General features: G+C 48.4%; 11 protein-coding genes. 1 reads left to right on the forward strand and 10 read right to left on the reverse strand.

Going from position 1 to position 16,153, the window contains the following annotated elements; translation table 11 throughout:
- Positions 1 to 305 precede the first annotated feature (305 nt).
- Positions 306 to 1,106 (reverse strand): acetolactate decarboxylase, encoded by an 801-nt coding sequence (budA, locus tag ABN764_RS07270; protein WP_446671434.1) that lies wholly within the window; start codon positions 1,104 to 1,106, stop codon positions 306 to 308.
- Positions 1,107 to 1,162: 56 nt separating this feature from the next.
- A complete protein-coding gene (gene alsS, locus ABN764_RS07275; RefSeq protein WP_446671640.1) occupies positions 1,163 to 2,812 on the reverse strand; it encodes an acetolactate synthase AlsS in 1,650 nt (549 codons plus the stop codon).
- 321 nt (positions 2,813 to 3,133) lie between these two features.
- Between alsS and ABN764_RS07280 the strand changes: the two genes are divergently transcribed.
- Positions 3,134 to 4,225 carry a M24 family metallopeptidase gene (locus tag ABN764_RS07280; protein ID WP_268624105.1) on the forward strand — a complete coding sequence of 364 codons (1,092 nt, stop codon included), beginning with the start codon at positions 3,134 to 3,136 and terminating at the stop codon, positions 4,223 to 4,225.
- 183 nt (positions 4,226 to 4,408) lie between these two features.
- Here the strand turns inward: ABN764_RS07280 and ABN764_RS07285 are convergent, their stop codons facing one another.
- From ABN764_RS07285 to ABN764_RS07320, 8 genes are all read right to left on the reverse strand, one after another.
- A complete protein-coding gene (locus ABN764_RS07285) occupies positions 4,409 to 5,053 on the reverse strand; it encodes an ArsR/SmtB family transcription factor (RefSeq protein WP_268624106.1) in 645 nt (214 codons plus the stop codon).
- Positions 5,054 to 5,066: 13 nt separating this feature from the next.
- Positions 5,067 to 6,374, reverse strand: coding sequence for an MFS transporter (locus tag ABN764_RS07290; protein WP_446671435.1), 1,308 nt, complete (start codon positions 6,372 to 6,374; stop codon positions 5,067 to 5,069).
- A gap of 178 nt (positions 6,375 to 6,552) precedes the next feature.
- The gene (locus tag ABN764_RS07295; protein ID WP_446671436.1) at positions 6,553 to 9,270 is read right to left on the reverse strand and encodes an alpha-mannosidase; all 2,718 of its coding nucleotides are present in this window, start codon (positions 9,268 to 9,270) and stop codon (positions 6,553 to 6,555) included.
- 93 nt (positions 9,271 to 9,363) lie between these two features.
- On the reverse strand, positions 9,364 to 10,650 hold the full coding sequence (locus ABN764_RS07300) for a glycoside hydrolase family 125 protein (RefSeq protein WP_446671437.1): 1,287 nt from the start codon (positions 10,648 to 10,650) through the stop codon (positions 9,364 to 9,366).
- A 271-nt stretch (positions 10,651 to 10,921) separates the two neighbouring features.
- The gene (locus ABN764_RS07305) at positions 10,922 to 12,406 is read right to left on the reverse strand and encodes an ABC transporter substrate-binding protein (RefSeq protein ID WP_072729094.1); all 1,485 of its coding nucleotides are present in this window, start codon (positions 12,404 to 12,406) and stop codon (positions 10,922 to 10,924) included.
- Positions 12,407 to 12,506: 100 nt separating this feature from the next.
- Positions 12,507 to 13,430 carry a carbohydrate ABC transporter permease gene (locus tag ABN764_RS07310; protein ID WP_028533372.1) on the reverse strand — a complete coding sequence of 308 codons (924 nt, stop codon included), beginning with the start codon at positions 13,428 to 13,430 and terminating at the stop codon, positions 12,507 to 12,509.
- Positions 13,431 to 13,441: 11 nt separating this feature from the next.
- Entirely contained in the window at positions 13,442 to 14,380 is a 939-nt protein-coding gene (locus ABN764_RS07315) for an ABC transporter permease (protein ID WP_065293760.1), read from the reverse strand.
- A gap of 149 nt (positions 14,381 to 14,529) precedes the next feature.
- Positions 14,530 to 16,101, reverse strand: coding sequence for a response regulator (locus ABN764_RS07320; RefSeq protein WP_446671438.1), 1,572 nt, complete (start codon positions 16,099 to 16,101; stop codon positions 14,530 to 14,532).
- Positions 16,102 to 16,153: the final 52 nt, after the last annotated feature.

The raw sequence follows: 16,153 nt of genomic DNA on the forward strand, positions 1-16,153 counted from the left end.
ATCCGCCCCCTGATGCCCGCTCTATCAAGGCGTTAGGGGGATTTACCCTTCATTAACCATCACACACAACCTTGTCTCCTTAATAAAAAAAGACCCAAACGGGCTCCATACTCTCCCATTCAGGCCTTCTTGGCATATTGTTAACTTGCTTGTGTACACGCTGATGCTGCAATTCAAATGAACACTGTACGGGTACTGATGTACGAGTACAGGTACGGGAACTATGAATGTACGAGTACAGGGTACGATGCGTACGTTCAACGTGCGGGTTCTACGTTTGCTTACCAGCAGGCTTGACTATCGGATCAACCTTCTGCCTTCGCAATTTCTGCATCAAGATCGCGGCTCGTCAGGTCAGCGTTCATGAACGCTTCGGTCTCAGGGAAATGCATATGCACCTCTGACGGCTTGCCTATCTGCACGATGCCTGATTTAAGCTGCAAGTCCAGCACATGCCCGCCGCCTGTGCGCGCATCATCAACGAAGTGATGGTGATAGCCCGCTACAGCTATTCCTTGAGCAAATGCTGGCATGCGGAACGCTGCTACAGTTCCCTTTTTCTTCTCCAATGTGAATGTTGGCTGAGATTCGATTGCCTCCAAGAACGGGCGGAATGGCGGCTTCTGCTTCGCAACGGTACGTGTTACTACACATTCGAACTCCCCGTCAATACGAATCGCATAGAACAGGTTCAGGCTCGGGAGCAGGCTGTCTATCAGCTGCTCTAGCTGGCTGCGGCTCATTGGCTGGTTCACACGGAATGTCTTGACTGGCTGGAAGAACGTTACGGAAGCAAATGGAGTTCCGTCTTCCGGCTTCACGGGCGTTACACTGCTGTCGGAGCGCAAGCGATAATAGTCTCCATCGAAGGCGATTAATTCCCCATCCAATTCATTGAATGTGCCTATACCGAAGTCGCCATGCTGCTTCAGCTCAGCCATTGTCATGCTTCCCTCGAATACACCGTCGAGCAGAGCGCTCATGGTAGATGTCTGAAAAATGGCGCTCGGCTGCTCTGAGCGGTGTTCCGCTTCTCGTTCCGTTGTTGTATATGAGTCCGATGGACGTAATGTTTCGTTAACTGGATGTTCCAATACGGCATTCATCTTATCTGTTCCTCCTTGTTGCAAGCTGTACTTTTCTTACGCTGCCAGATGCTTTCTTAGTGGAATTGGTCTGGGAGCAGCGTATCTCCAAGCGCGATATTATCACTGTAATCGACCGGAATGTCGATAACGACAGGCCCTTCTGCTTCAAGCGCCTTCCTCAGTGTCGGTACCAGTTCGGCAGGATCCGTGACACGGTAGCCAGTAGCTCCGTAGCTCTCTGCATACTGCACCATGTCAGGCTGGCCGAATTCGACACCTGCAGTCCGGCCATATTTCATTTGCTGCTGGAACGCAACCATATCGTACGTGCCGTCATTCCAGACGAGATGGACAATTGGCAGTTTCAAGCGTACGGCTGTTTCAAGCTCCATCGCAGAGAACAAGAAGCCCCCATCCCCTGATACGGATACCACCTTCTCATTCGGACGAACCAAGGCAGCGGCGATGGCCCAAGGCAAGGCGACGCCAAGTGTCTGCATGCCATTGCTGAACAGCAGGCGGCGCGGCTCATAAGAGCGGAAGTAACGCGCCATCCATATATAATGAGAGCCCACGTCACACGTTACCGTAACGTGGTCATCGATGACGCTGCGCAGACCATGAATAATTTGCAAGGGATGAACCGTTCCCGGCTTCACCTTCTGCGGCGGCTCGCACGCCTCTACCAGCTTCGCAAGCAAGGAATCGCACAGCACCTTCGCTTCTGGCGTCCGCTGCAAGCCGGCCAAGTGCTTCGTCAATTCCTGCACGGTACGATCGATGCTTCCGAGCAGCTCCATCTCAGGCTGGTAATCATGATCAATGTCAGCTTGGACATCATCGAGATGAATGATGTGGCGCTTGCCATCATGATTCCAGAACTTCGGATCATATTCCACGGGATCGTACCCGATGGTCAGCACAACATCCGATTGTTCAATCAGCTCATCCCCCGGCTGATTGCGGAACAATCCGATACGGCCGAAGAAGTGAGCCTCCAATTCGCGAGAGATAGCACCTGCTGCTTGGAAGGTCTCTACAACCGGAATGTTGGTATGTGCGACCAACTGCCGAATCGCATAGACTGCTTCCGGCGAGCTTGCCCGCATCCCAAGGAGAATGACCGGGATGCGCGCACTGCGCAATGCTTCAGCCGCCTCGGCTATTCCTTCAGAAGGAGCCGCTCCAAGCCGTGGCGAAGGCAGCGGGCCAATCGCCGATACCTGTACCGGACTAGTAATTACATCCTGCGGCAGGCTGACGAAGGTTGCGCCCTGACGCGGCGAGGTCGCTGCACGGAAGGCGTTCGTCAGGACCTCCGGCAGGTTGTCTGGATGCTGCACTTCTGCGCTGTACTTCGTTACCGGCTGGAACAGTGCTGCATTGTCCATGGATTGGTGTGTCCGCTTCAAGCGATCTGCGCGTGATACAGCGCCACCTAAAGCAACCACTGGATCACCTTCCGCCGTTGCAGTAACAAGACCTGTTGCCAAGTTGGAGGCCCCTGGTCCAGATGTCACCAGGCACACCCCAGGTTTGCCTGTTAATCGCCCTACCGCGGCAGCCATGAACGCTGCGTTCTGTTCATGCCGACACACAATTAAAGAGGGGCCACGATCAACAAGTGCGTCAAAAACGCTGTCAACCTTAGCCCCTGGAATTCCAAATATATGAGTGACGCCTTGACGATTCAGGCAGTCTACGACAATGTCTGCTCCACGCATAGTGGATGATTGTGAATGGGTAACGGAATCAACTCGATGGTTTTCAACGCGTTCGCTTGCTTGATGGTTCGTGCGAGTCTTCGTATTGTTCATGACGGTCATTCCTTTCCTCATGGAGATAATTGGCATGATACTAGTACAGTATAAAACACATGTTGTGAAAACACGTGAAAATAATCAGTCTGTATTATATATAATACTCCTTTTTTTTATTTTGTCTATTCGCAATTTTCAATCGGTCATGGTACAGTCGAAAATAGAAGCAATACTAGCAATGACCTTACACCACCTAATTCCAACGTACGAAAGGATAGATTTTCGATGAATGATAAATGGAACAAGCTCCATTCCGCCATGGAGCAAAGCAGCATTGACGTGATGCTGATTACCGATCCGAAACATGTCTATTATTTGACTGGCTTTGCTTGTGATCCGCATGAGCGCTTCCTTGGAATCGTAGTCCCTCAACAGGGCGAACCAACACTCATTGTACCTGTACTGGACGGGGACAAAGCAGCCGCTGTATCTGTGGTGCAGCAGATTGCTACCCATACAGATACAGACAACCCTTATGACATCCTGAAGCAGCATCTGCCACAGCAGGCAGCTCGCTTCGCGATCGAGAAGGGACATATGTCCGTACAGCGCTATGAAGCATTAACGAGTGCCACAGCAGCGGAAAGCTTCGTAGATGCGGGCCCAATTCTGCAGGCGATGCGTGTTATCAAGTCGGAAGAAGAAGTCGTTCGCATGAAGGAAGCAGTTCGACTTGTCGAAGCTGTTCTGCTGGAAGGCGTAAGCCGAGTTAAAGTAGGCATGAGTGAAATCGAAATGGTGGCAGAGCTTGAATATTTGATGAAGAAGCTTGGTTCAGACGGCCCATCCTTCAGCACGATGGTGCTGGCTGGAGAGAATGCAGCACTCCCGCACGGCGTACCAGGTTCCCGCAAAATCAAGGAAGGCGAGCTTCTCTTGTTCGATATGGGCGTATACGCGAACGGGTATGCCTCTGACATCACGCGCACATTCGCCGTAGGTGAAGTGAATGATACTTGCAAGGAAATTTACAATACGGTGCTCGCCGCGAACATGGCAGCCATTGAAGCTGTGAAGCCAGGTGTTACGTTCGGCAGCCTTGATCGCACAGCACGCAAGGTCATTGCGGACAAAGGCTACGGCGATTATTTCACCCATCGTCTCGGTCATGGCCTCGGCATCGATGTCCATGAGTACCCATCTGTACATGAGCGCAACGAGGATGTGCTTGAGCCGGGCATGCTGTTCACGATTGAACCGGGCATCTATGTGCCGAAGGTGGCTGGCGTGCGCATCGAGGATGATGTCATCGTAACCGCAGACGGTGTTGAAGTGTTAACTTCTTATCCAAAGGAACTTACGATCATCGGCGGGTAAGGCATTTCCTTCTAAAAGAATCCATACGTAACTTGGAGAAGCATTGTATGTACCGTACAAACCTCCAAAAACAAACACCCACCCTCCTGCTTATCTTAAGCATGGAGGGTGGGTGTTCTTCTGCATATTCGATTAACCTTAACATTGTCCCAAATTTGAACAAAGATTACCATCAAATATCCATCAATCATGATTCATATTCTCGTTACCATCGACAGATTCCCGGTTCGGGACATCCTTTAGGCGGTAGCTGAGCATGACGAACACGTATTCATCCTTGGTCGTCTGCTCTCGCAATTGTTCATCATTAGCAATCGAGGACTCGTCTGGATTGAAAGGTGGCGGCGTGTAATTAGCTGAGGTTGCTTGCTGTACATAATACGCTTTCTCCGCCCATTCCATCGGCGTCATGGACGAATAGGAAATCTTTGCTTCCGCAAGCAAGTCCTCTCCGTACTGTCCTTTTCGCATTCCGTCCTCGATTACATCTATACCTTGATGGGTAATGCGCAGAAGCTCTTGTACAATCAGACTAGAATGCTCCTGTGATAATTCCTTCCCCAACGTATAGCTACGCTTCTCTTGATTTGCAAGATAATACTTCTCGATTAGATTCCCCTGCTGCTTCGTCTCAACGAGCTCCAGCAGCCCAGCCTCCTCCAGCTTTTTCACATGGTAATACAGTCTGGATGGCTTCTCATCCATTATCTCTGCCATCTGCTTCACCGTAATCGGCTCGTCTTGCGCAAACCGCAATATTTGCATCCGGCGTGGATCTAGCATGATCTTCAACAGCTCGACATCGTTAATTACTCGCTGCTCTTGCAAGCTGTCCCCTCCCTTAGTCTGAAGAAGACATCGCCAGGTCTCCTCCCGTCATTTTCGCTTCGTTCGTAGTCCGAAGTGCTTGGTTATATTTTAACAGAGGGAAAATGACAACGACAATAATAAGCAGCAATCCGGCAAGCGCAGTGGCAAACAATACGCCGAACATAGAAGCGAATAACCCACCTATGCCTATGCCAAGAACCGTGCCGGCTTGCGACACAGAATCGAATACTCCCGATCCGCGGCCTCTCATTTCATCTGGCATAATGGTAATAAACAAACTGCTGAGCGGCACATTCGTGCAGGCAATTGATACGCCTAGACCAATCGACCATACATATACGCTGAGAACCCCGCTCGCTTGGTACAGCGAGTGCAATGGAACAATGAGCAAGCAGAATAAGCCGATAACCCCTACTGCCCCGAGCAGCAGAACATTGGAAGCCATTCGCTTCATGAGATAAGGTGCAGCGAGCGCCCCTAATATGCTTCCCACGGCTACCATACTGGAGATGAAACCAAAGTGCTCGGCCGGGATGCGGAAGGTTTGCAGCAAAGCCGCATTCAAGTTTGTATTAATAACACCCATGACAAGCATGATCGGCACAAGCAGCAGAAGGAGTGCAAATAATCCATCGTGGCGGTAAATTGTGCGCAGCCCCGCCTTCAAGGATTTCCAGTACGGTTCCTTCTCAGCAGCTGACTGCTTGCGCACCCCGCGTTCATCTTGGATATCTTCATGGGTTCGATCAGGAATAGGTATTGCTTTGGACATCGCATAAATAAACAAAGCAGATAGCACAAACGTAAGTCCATTAAAAAGGAATAGCCGGTCAAAATGACCTAGTGGAATTAGCAGCCCCGCAATCGATGGCCCCACCAGCCTCATAGCCATATAAGTAGCCTGCGAGAAAGAAACGGCCTGTGTGATGTTCTCTTTCCCAATAAGACTGGGCACAATAGCGGAACGCGCAGGCTCAAAAAACACGGTGCCGATGTTTTGCAGCAATACTAAAGCATAAATTCCGTATAAATTGTGCTGGGATGCGATAAGAAGGACAACAATGATCGCACGGTAGATATCAGCGGCCATCATGATGTGGCTGCGCTGGAAGCGATCAGCGATCGGGCCTACGAATGTTCCAAGGAGCATGCTTGGCAGTACATTAGCGAGTACGACAAGACTAATAGCCAGCGGATCGCTTGATAAATGAGCGACAAGAAAGATAACAACGAGCCGTGTAATACCGTCACCAAGCTCAGAAATGATTTGGGCAAGCCATAGAAATCGGAATGCGGGATTGTTTATGAGCAGCTTCATAAGGAACCCTCCACTAAGGTTATTTTTATCGTTAAAATTTATTTTAGCGATAAAAATGCTTTTGTAAAGGGGTTATTTTCCTGTTCGTAAAATAAATATGAATTGCTATGCAAGCTCATCTGACAACAAAAAAGACGCTTGCGAGTCTTCGCAAGCGTCTTTCCTATGATCATACGTATTATTTTTGGATACCGAGCGAGAAGATCTCAGCACTGATCAACGCAACACTTACTTCAAGGTTATTCGTGGAAGCAATGTTCTCTTGAACTTCTTCCATGATGTTGCTGCGGTAGAAGCCTTTCGCAGCTTCTGGAAGCGATACGTTCAGAGCAGCTTCTTCATGCTTGAAGTTGAACCAACGGCCGACCATGTCGCCTGTCTCTTCTGCCATCTTCAAGGAGGAGAACGCTACGCCTTCGCCGTTCCATGCCAGGAATGCATGGTTCACTGGGAACTTGCCTTCCTGCACTTCTACTTGGCGTACAACCCAAGGCACTTGGAACGAATGTGCTTCCGCGTAAGCCCCAGAAGCAACTACGTCGCCAGCATGCGGGATGATTGCATATTCAGCCGTATGAACGCCGATGCACTGCGCTTCTGGTGTCGGGAAGTAGCCCCAGTCGCCAAGCTCGCCGGAAGAGCGAAGCAGCGTAACTGCAATCGTGTTCTTGTTGTCTTGCGATACTTCGTATTCGAACAAGCCCTTGTTCGCAACCGTCAAGCCCAGCTTGCCGTCGCTTACGCTGACAAATGTGTGCTGATGCTGATCGTTGCTAGGGTTCTCCCATTCCTTCGCCGGAATGTTGTTGCGGCGTGCCGCTTCGAAGATCGATTCCGCCAGGTGTGTTTCGGACTCAAAGCCGCTCGGGAACAACGCTCTTACGCGGTGATCCTTGGACTTGTTATCCATCGTTACATGAACATCGACGCGCTTCGCACCACGTTCGAGCGTATAGCGAGTAATAATGCGGAATGTAACCAATTCAGTCGAGCGCTGTGCCTTGCGAAGGTTGAAGTCCACAATGTCGCGGCGCTCTTCTTCCAATTTATCGTCAGCGGATACCGGAATGCTCCAGTTATGCGCCACTTCGATTACCGCATGGTATGGCGTATTTTCTACAACCTTGCGCTCTGCCTTCAGCCCTGCCGTCGTAAGCGGCTTGGAGCCTGCAGGCATACGGAACATGTACTCGTTCCCGATGTCGCCTGCATCTTCATATACGTTCAGGCCAGCATGCGTATGGCCAGTCGACTTGTCTGTCAACGTAAGCGAACCATCTTCCGCAACAACTGCCTTCAAGCGATCATTTTCAAGTGTGAACTCGCCTGTCACAAGGCTAGCCCCTTGCTCCTTCGATGCACCTGTCACCCAGGCAAGCGTCTTATAACCGAATGCAGGGATGTCTTGTACTTGCAAGCGCACCTTCACTGCACGCGCCATATATGGCTGACGGAACTTATCCTTCGGCAAGTCATAGCCGAAGACTACGCCCGCATCTTCCCATTCGCAATCCAGCACGTTGCCGTCTGCGTCGACAACTGCGCCTGGTACGATTGGATCCTTCTTCATTTCCGCTGCCAGCTTCATCGGATGAGCTTCGCGGAAGTAGCGGCGAGACAATTCGATTGTCACTTCCACTACGCCGTCGCGATTGTATCCTGTCGAGTTGAATACGGTAAATGGCACAGCTTGCTTGCCGCTATATACGGATGTATCAATCTGCTTCAGCAGGCTGTCTACCGTTTCATTAATAATTGTCTCTGTTGTATGCTTCGACTTCTCGAAGCGTGTCACCATTTCACGGTGCACTTCGTCCACGCTGCAGCCGCAAATGCTATCATGCGGATGGTTCTGCATCAATGTCTTCCACGCATACACGAACAGGTGGTGTGGGTATGGCTTGCCTGCTTGGTGCGCAATTGCCGCAAGCGGCTCTGCTACCTTCTCAAGCAGCGTCTGGTTCTCTGCGTTCATTTGCTTCAAGTACACACGGGAGGACGCTGTATTAACGAGCGTATACCAGCCGTCTGTACGTTGGCTGCGCAATTCGCCGTGTACTGTCTGCAGGTTCTCAGGCAGCTCCTTGCGAAGCTCATCTACATAATCGTTGAAGTTGGAATGAACGAAGTCCACATCCGGGAACAGCTTCTTCGCCACTTCAATCGCTTTGGACAGATCCGTTTGAATCGGCTGGTGGTCACACCCGTTCATGAACAACAAGTGGCGTGTAGATGCGAATTTCTCCGCATTCGGAATTTGCTTGTCCCAATAAGCGACTGCCTGCGGCTCATCAACAGGTACTTCCATTCCGTTACAGTACCAGTTCGCGAACAAAATGCCGATGACGCGCGAGCCGTCTGGGGATTCCCAGATCATCTCGGAGAACGGCGATTCATATGCTGCATCTTCCGATACTTGGTTGTTGAATCCAGTTGGCTTAACACCGCGGCCGAATACAGCCACATCAATGCCGGATTGCTTCAAAATCTGCGGCGCTTGGCCCATATTACCGAATGAATCCGGGAAGTAGCCAACCTTGGAAATGTTGCCGCCATACTGCTTCGCATCGCGATGACCGATTTGCATATTGCGCACATTCGCCTCGCTGCTTGTCAAGAACTCATCCTGCAGGATGTACCAAGGGCCGATATGAATGCGGCCTTCTTGAATGTACTTCGTCAGCTTCTCCTTCATTTCAGGGCGAACCTGCAAGTAGTCTTCCAACATGATCGTTTGTCCGTCCAGATGGAAGCTCTTGAAGCCTGGATCGTTATCGAGTGTATCAAGGAGCGTATCCATCAATTCAATCAATAAAGTGTGATGATACTCGTAAGGCATATACCATTCGCGATCCCAGTGTGTATGAGAAATGATATGGGCTGTCTTTTTTGTCATGTTGTTTCCCTCTCTTCCATGATGTGTGTGATAGAGGTGCCAGTATTCCTAATGATCTGACTTTGCTGCATGAGCAATTGGCTTGCTTATTGCTTATTCCCCTTTAAGCCAATGTTCGCGGAAAATCAGTTCTGAGAACAAGCTGTTCGACCAAGCGAACCATTCACGTGTGAACTGTGCAGGATCATCCACATGGAAGCCTTCATGCATGTAACCTGTGCCTGCATCTGTCGTTGTGAGTAGCTCGATCAGGGAAGCAATCTCTTCCTGCGAGTTTGCTGTCAAGCCTTGCATCGACAAGGCAATATGCCAAATGTATTGATCCGGCGTATGCGGGCTGCCGATACCCTTCGCTGCTTTACCGGAGTAGAAGTAAGGATTCTCTTCACTCAGAATGAAGCGGCGTGTATTTTGATAGATTGGATCGTCTGCCGTTGTATAACCAAGGTACGGAATCGCGAGCAAGCTAGGCACGTTCGCATCGTCCATCAGGTTATAGTTGCCGAAGCCATCTGTTTCATAAGCATAGATTTTGCCGTATTTCGGGTGGTGGAAGATGCCGTACGCTTGAATGCCTTCGTCGATTTCTTCCATCAGTGCGTGAGCCTTCGCGGCAAACGGCGCATCTTCATAAACCGTTGTTGCGATTTCTTCCAAGTACCGCAGCACAACAACCGCGAACATGTTGGAAGGAACCAAATAGCCAAATGTGCACGCATCGTCACTTGGACGGAATGCAGACCATGTCATGCCTGTATAGTTGACCGGCATACCCATGCCATTGTTCTTGAGCGTATCTGTCTTGCGGCAATCCATCCGCTCGAAGCGGTATGGCGATTGCGCAAAGTGACGCTGTTCCGTCGTCCACAGATCCATGATGAGATGGGCAACCGTCTTATATTCACCGTCAAATAGGGAAGTGTCCCCTGTCTCTTTCCAATACAAATAGGACAATTGAAGCGGATAGCAGAGGGAGTCAATCTCATACTTGCGTTCCCATACCCAGCCGTTCAGCTTCGTTTGGTCACGGTGATGAATTTCATCCAGTGCTACTTCTTGTTCATTAAATGCATTTGCATAAGGGTCGATTTGAATATATTTCAGCTGCTTGCGTACTAATCCGGCAATGACGCGTCGCACATCCGCATCGTCCTTCGCAAGCGGCATGTATTGGCGTACCTGAGCGCTGGAATCGCGCAGCCACATGGCTGGAATATCTCCAGTAAAGACGTAGGATGTACCGTCTTCATGCAGCTTAGTTGTTGTTTGCAGCGTATTCGGGAAGCAGTTCAGGAACTGCTCCATCAATTTCGGGTTATAGGCCAATTTCGTCTTTGCTTCTTCCATCACGCGAAGCACGGCTTGTGGTAGACGTTCCATGTCGGCTCTCTCCTTTTCACTTATGATCACAACGCAAGTGAATTATTTGTATTATAGCAAATAAGATAATTAATATATCAATTATATTGTAATGATTAGGATGTGAAAAAACAACCAATTATTTGTCCAAAATAGTACACAATCAGGTGAAGCGAAGCGCTCCACCTGATTGGATACAAAGGGCTATTCATTTCGCTCTGCACGTTGTTGTCGCCATGCTCTAGTTGTCAAATCTGCTGCTGGGCGAAATTCAATCATGCCCCGGTATTGATTACTTCTTGGATGCTTTCCACTCATCCAATTGTTTTTGCATTTCAGCCATTACTTTGTCCAAGCCAGCTTGCTTGAACTTCTCTACTGCTTTAGGAACGTAAACTTTAGGGTCTACAGAACCTGTATACAGAGATGCATAGAACTCTTCTTTTACGTTTGTCAAAGCCGTAATCTCAGTTTTCACGCTGTCAGCGTTGAAGTGGAAGCCGAGAAGCGGCGCATTTTTCGCGGAATCGTTGAATTTCGCGAATTGTTCCCATTTGTCTTTAGGGTCAGAAGGCAACTTATCCAAGATGAAGAAGTTACCAAGTGTAAATGCTGGCATATCGTAACCTTCTGTCTTAGCAGGCAAGTATTCTACTGTGCTATCGTCAATACGTTTGTAGTGAACGTCTTCGATACCGTTGTTCACCAGGTTGCGCAAGTACTTGTCAGAGTTGAGCAAGTTCAAGAATTCCATTGCTTTCTCTGGGTACTTGGAGTTCGCGGAAATACCGTGCATCGAACCCATTACAGACCAGTTGTAAACATAAGGCTCTGTGTAAGGAGTAGATACAACTGGATAGCCGAGCGTTTGTGACCATTGGTTGTCTGCGAACGGTTGAGTGTCCGGCATGTCAACGAACCATTTGCCCGTTTTCATTTCATCGCCGTTTTGTGCTGTAGCCGCGTCTTTCTTTACGTAACCTTTTTTGTAGTATTCATGCATCGTCTCGAAGCTCTTCATCATGTCTGGTTGTTCCAGAACGTTGACGAGTTTCAAGTCGTTCGTATCCGTCAATGCTACACCGATTGGCAAGTTTTCGTTAACCAAGTCGTAAGGAACACCGAACTTGAATTGCTTGTCAGCAGACACTGGATACAATCCAGGCTCGCCTGCTTTTACTTTTGCAAGAACTGGCTCCAAATCGTCCAAAGTCTTGATGGAGTTGATGTCGATGTTGTACTTATCAACATATTTCTTGTTGAAGCGGAATACTTTTTGAGCTGGAAGTTCTTTATTTACAGGAATCGCGTATGTTTTACCTTCGATTTTAGCACCTTCCAAGAAGGATGGATGAACGTTCTTTTTAATATCTTGACCGTATTTGTCTAGCAGCTCATCCAGTTCATAGAACGCGCCTTTTTTAGCGTTCTGTACATAATCAAATGCCCATGAGGACGTGAAAGCGATATCAAAAGGTTCCCCAGAAGCGGCGATTACCTGCATCTTTTGGTTGTAATCGCCCCAGTCGAACATTTTCATTTTGATTGTAGCGCCGATTTTTTCTTTCGTGTACTCGCTGACTTTCTCCATTACCTTGTCAACGTCTTTTTGCGGAGTACCGATCGTGTACCAGATCAGTTCTACTGGCTTTTCGTCTTTTTTGTCTCCTGCTGTGCCAGCCGCTTCATCTTTTTTATTTCCGCAACCTGCGAGAACCAAAGATGCGACCATGATGAGGCAGAATGTCATCATCAGCATTTTTTTTGCCTTAGCCATTTTGTTACCTCCCCTTTTTGTACCACGCTGAATGTTTATATTATTTCCAGAGGCGGCAATGATCATCGCCGCCATCCGGGAATAACCATAGGGTAAAGAGTTATTCTTTTACCGCACCAATCGTCAAGCCTTGAACGAAGTAGCGTTGGAAGAATGGATAAGCACATGCGATTGGCAATGTTGCCAGTACGACAAGCGCCATCCGAGTTGCTTCCTGCGGCAATGTCCGCAGCATTTCGAGCGATTGACCGGAAGAGTTCAACTGTGCGTTCGACAGCAAGAACTGCATACTGTTCTCGATACGCATCAACATGGACTGCAATGGTACGAGCGACGGATTGTCGATATAGAGCAAAGCGTTAAACCAGTCGTTCCAGAAGCCAAGTGTCGCGAACAAGCCGATTGTGGCAATCCCCGGTAATGAGATTGGAAGTACAATCGTAATGAATGCCCGCAATTCACCAGCACCATCAATTTTTGCAGATTCGATAATCGCGTCTGGTACCGTCGTATTATAGAAAGTACGCATGATGAGTACGTAGAACGCGTTCATGATGAGCGGCAAGATAAGCGCCCAGATCGAATCCTTCAACCCCAACACTTGCGTAATGACCATGTACGTTGGTACGAGACCACCGTTGAACAGCATCGTAAAGAATGCGATGAAGGAGAAGAATCCCCGGTACTCGAAGTTTTTGCGAGATATCGCATAAGCATACAAGCTGATAACCACCAAGCTAATCAACGTACCAATTAACGTAATAAATATCGTAATACCGTAGGAATTGAGCAACTGATCCCCAGCTTTGAAAATGTACTCATAAGCCGAGAAGCTCCATTTTTCAGGAAACAGTGTGTATCCCTTACGTGCCAATGATTCTTCATCCGTTAACGAGATTACGATAACGAAAAGGAATGGGTATACACACAAGAGAGCGAATCCACCAGCAATAATATTGAACAAAAGGTTCGTACCTCTGGACAACTCATGAACGTCGCGATGTTTAGTCTTACGCAAAGTCATTCCCCCCTAGCCTAGAACAACGCATTGTCTTTGTTGAATTTTCGAACGATCCAGTTCGAGGTCATGACAAGAATGAATCCGACTAATGATTGATACAAGCCAGCTGCCGTACTCATTGAAATTTCCCCTGTCGCCTTCAAACCGCGATATACGTAGGTATCGATTACGTTCGTTACCGCATACAATGGACCGGAGTCACGCGGAATTTGATAGAACAAACCGAAGTCTGCATAGAAGATACGTCCCACGGCGAGTAGCGTTAAAATCGTAATGAGCGGTGTAATCGCTGGAAGCGTAATGTGGCGAATTTGCTGCCACTTGTTCGCGCCGTCAATCATCGCTGCTTCATAATACGTCTTGTCGATACCAACAATGGCTGCCAAGTATACGACACTGGAGTAACCGACGCCCTTCCAAATATTCAGGAAGACGAGAATGTAAGGCCAATACGTCGTATCGGAGTACCAGGATACAGGGTCTTTGCCCATCCAAGTAAGGAATTGGTTCATTACCCCTTTATCTACACTCAAGAAGCTGAATGTAAAGTAACCGACGATAACCCAAGACAAGAAGTGAGGCAGGAACATCCCGGTTTGATACAATTTTGCCAACCGTTTATTCACAATTTCGCTCAAGATGATTGCCATTGCTACGGCACATACAAGACCGATAACGATGAAAACTACGTTGTATAGTATCGTGTTTCTTGTGATGACATAAGCATCATTCGTTTTGAAAAGGTATTCAAAATTTTTAAAACCTACCCATTCGCTTTGCTGCAAGCTGGCAAGGAAGCCGTCTCGGCTGAAACGATAGTCCTTGAAAGCGATCACAGTTCCGAACATCGGCAGGTAGGAGAAGAACAAAAACCACAAGGCTCCCGGAAGAACCATTAGCAGAAAGATTCGATTGCGGTTTAAGCTCCGAAAGGCATTTTTGATGAATTGCATCCCATCATCCCCCGTTGCTATGTTGTACTTATAGGGTAACTCAACTGATGCGCTTCCAATAGTCAATAAACTTTAGATTTGGTGTACAAAATAAAGAAAGGGCTTACACAGCGTCACTTCGCCATGGATGCCCTTTCCAATGCTGGTTATTATGCCAATTCATTCGCTGCACTATGGATCTCTCGATACTCTTTTGGAGAAATGCCAACATACTTTTTGAACTGCTTGTAGAAGTAGCTTTTATCCCAGTAACCAACCTTGGCTGCAATATCCGTCATCCGATAATTTGTACCTGTCAGCATTTCCTTCGCCTTGTTAATCCGTGTCTTATTCAAAAAATCTGAGAACGTCGACTGGACTTCCTTCTGGAACAACTGTCCCAGATAGACCGGGTTAATATTGTACACCTGACTGAGCGTCTTAAGCGACAGTTCTTCCGCATAACGTTCTTGGATATCATGGAGTACCTGTCTGACGACAGGACTCATGTCCTCCGGTTCACTCATCAATTCAATCACATGTGCCGCCACTTGTAGAACATGATCCTTCAAGGCATCAAGCGTCTGAATATGATACACGTCATCGAACCAATCGCGTTCATCATTCAATTGCAGCACCGCTGACCCCTTCACAGATTGTTTCCATGCGATGAGCAGCTCTACAGCGAAGTTCCGCATATCGCGCGGCGTGACACCGTCCGTATCCGACAAACGCTCGAAATCTGCTTCAAGCTGTTCGCGCAGCCCTTCCTTATTTCGTGCATAGAGCAGCTTCACGTAAGGTTCCGTCTCCGGCTGTACCGAAGAAGGACGCGAGGAGCGATAACTCTCAATTTCATCACAATCTATAATACTGTCATCTACTCGAACGAGATGGTATGGCTGCACCTGCTTCGCATGATCGAAGCTGACAGAGGCTTTGGCATACCCCTCCTGCACGCTGCCGACAGTGACTTCCAGCACCGATTGCAGATTCTGCTCCGTCTCTGCCTTCCATTGCACCAGCTTCTCTATCGCTTCCTGCTTGTCCTCGCGATTATATAAACCAAGAACAATCGCCGTTTCTCCGTCCCACTCGCGCACGCAAAATCCACCGAACTTCTCATCCAACAGATGCTTCGCCTGAGAAGCAACCTCATCTTGCTTCATATAGTCCATTTCATTGTCCTTCCGAACCTCAGGACGAACAAGAACGACCATATAATAAGGATGCACGAAATGAATATCCAACAGATCCGCACGCTGCTGCAGCTCCTCCATATGAATGCGGTCACGCAGCCAGCGGAACAGCACGTTGTCACGCAGGATGTCCCGATTGTGCAGATCCACCATATGATGCATGCGGGATTGATCCAGCTTCTGAACTGTATTCTCCAGCGTAGAGCGGAATTCATCAATGTTGATTGGCTTCAATAAGTAGTTCTCAACCCCGTGCTTAATGCCTTCCTTCACGTAGACGAATTCATTGTACCCGCTCAAAATAATAAAACGTGTATGCGGATGCGCCTGCTTCACCTTCTCAATCAACTGCAAGCCTGTCATCTTCGGCATCATAATATCAGTCACAACCAAATCGACAGGGTGATCTTTCAGAATGTCCCAGGCGGCCTCTCCATTCTCCGCTTGCCCAACGATACGGAGACCATAATCATTCCACTCTAATATAGATTGCAATCCTTCAATAATAAACGGCTCATCATCGACTAAGAATACATCGTACATCTATATCCCCCCAACCCTAGTCACACGAAAGTTTGTCTGCTTTCCATTATGA

Source organism: Paenibacillus wuxiensis (assembly GCF_040195695.1).
Taxonomy (GTDB): Bacteria; Bacillota; Bacilli; order Paenibacillales; family Paenibacillaceae; genus Paenibacillus_B; species Paenibacillus_B suaedae.

Bases quoted from the DNA above. Each gene is read 5' to 3' on its own strand.
- budA (WP_446671434.1), bottom strand. From the start codon at position 1,106: ATGAATGCCGTATTGGAACATCCAGTTAACGAAACATTACGTCCATCG.
- ABN764_RS07280 (WP_268624105.1), top strand. From the start codon at position 3,134: ATGAATGATAAATGGAACAAGCTCCATTCCGCCATGGAGCAAAGCAGC.
- ABN764_RS07305 (WP_072729094.1), bottom strand. From the start codon at position 12,406: ATGGCTAAGGCAAAAAAAATGCTGATGATGACATTCTGCCTCATCATG.
- ABN764_RS07310 (WP_028533372.1), bottom strand. From the start codon at position 13,430: ATGACTTTGCGTAAGACTAAACATCGCGACGTTCATGAGTTGTCCAGA.
- ABN764_RS07290 (WP_446671435.1), bottom strand. From the start codon at position 6,374: ATGAAGCTGCTCATAAACAATCCCGCATTCCGATTTCTATGGCTTGCC.
- ABN764_RS07300 (WP_446671437.1), bottom strand. From the start codon at position 10,650: ATGGAACGTCTACCACAAGCCGTGCTTCGCGTGATGGAAGAAGCAAAG.
- alsS (WP_446671640.1), bottom strand. From the start codon at position 2,812: ATGCGTGGAGCAGACATTGTCGTAGACTGCCTGAATCGTCAAGGCGTC.
- ABN764_RS07295 (WP_446671436.1), bottom strand. From the start codon at position 9,270: ATGACAAAAAAGACAGCCCATATCATTTCTCATACACACTGGGATCGC.
- ABN764_RS07320 (WP_446671438.1), bottom strand. From the start codon at position 16,101: ATGTACGATGTATTCTTAGTCGATGATGAGCCGTTTATTATTGAAGGA.
- ABN764_RS07315 (WP_065293760.1), bottom strand. From the start codon at position 14,380: ATGCAATTCATCAAAAATGCCTTTCGGAGCTTAAACCGCAATCGAATC.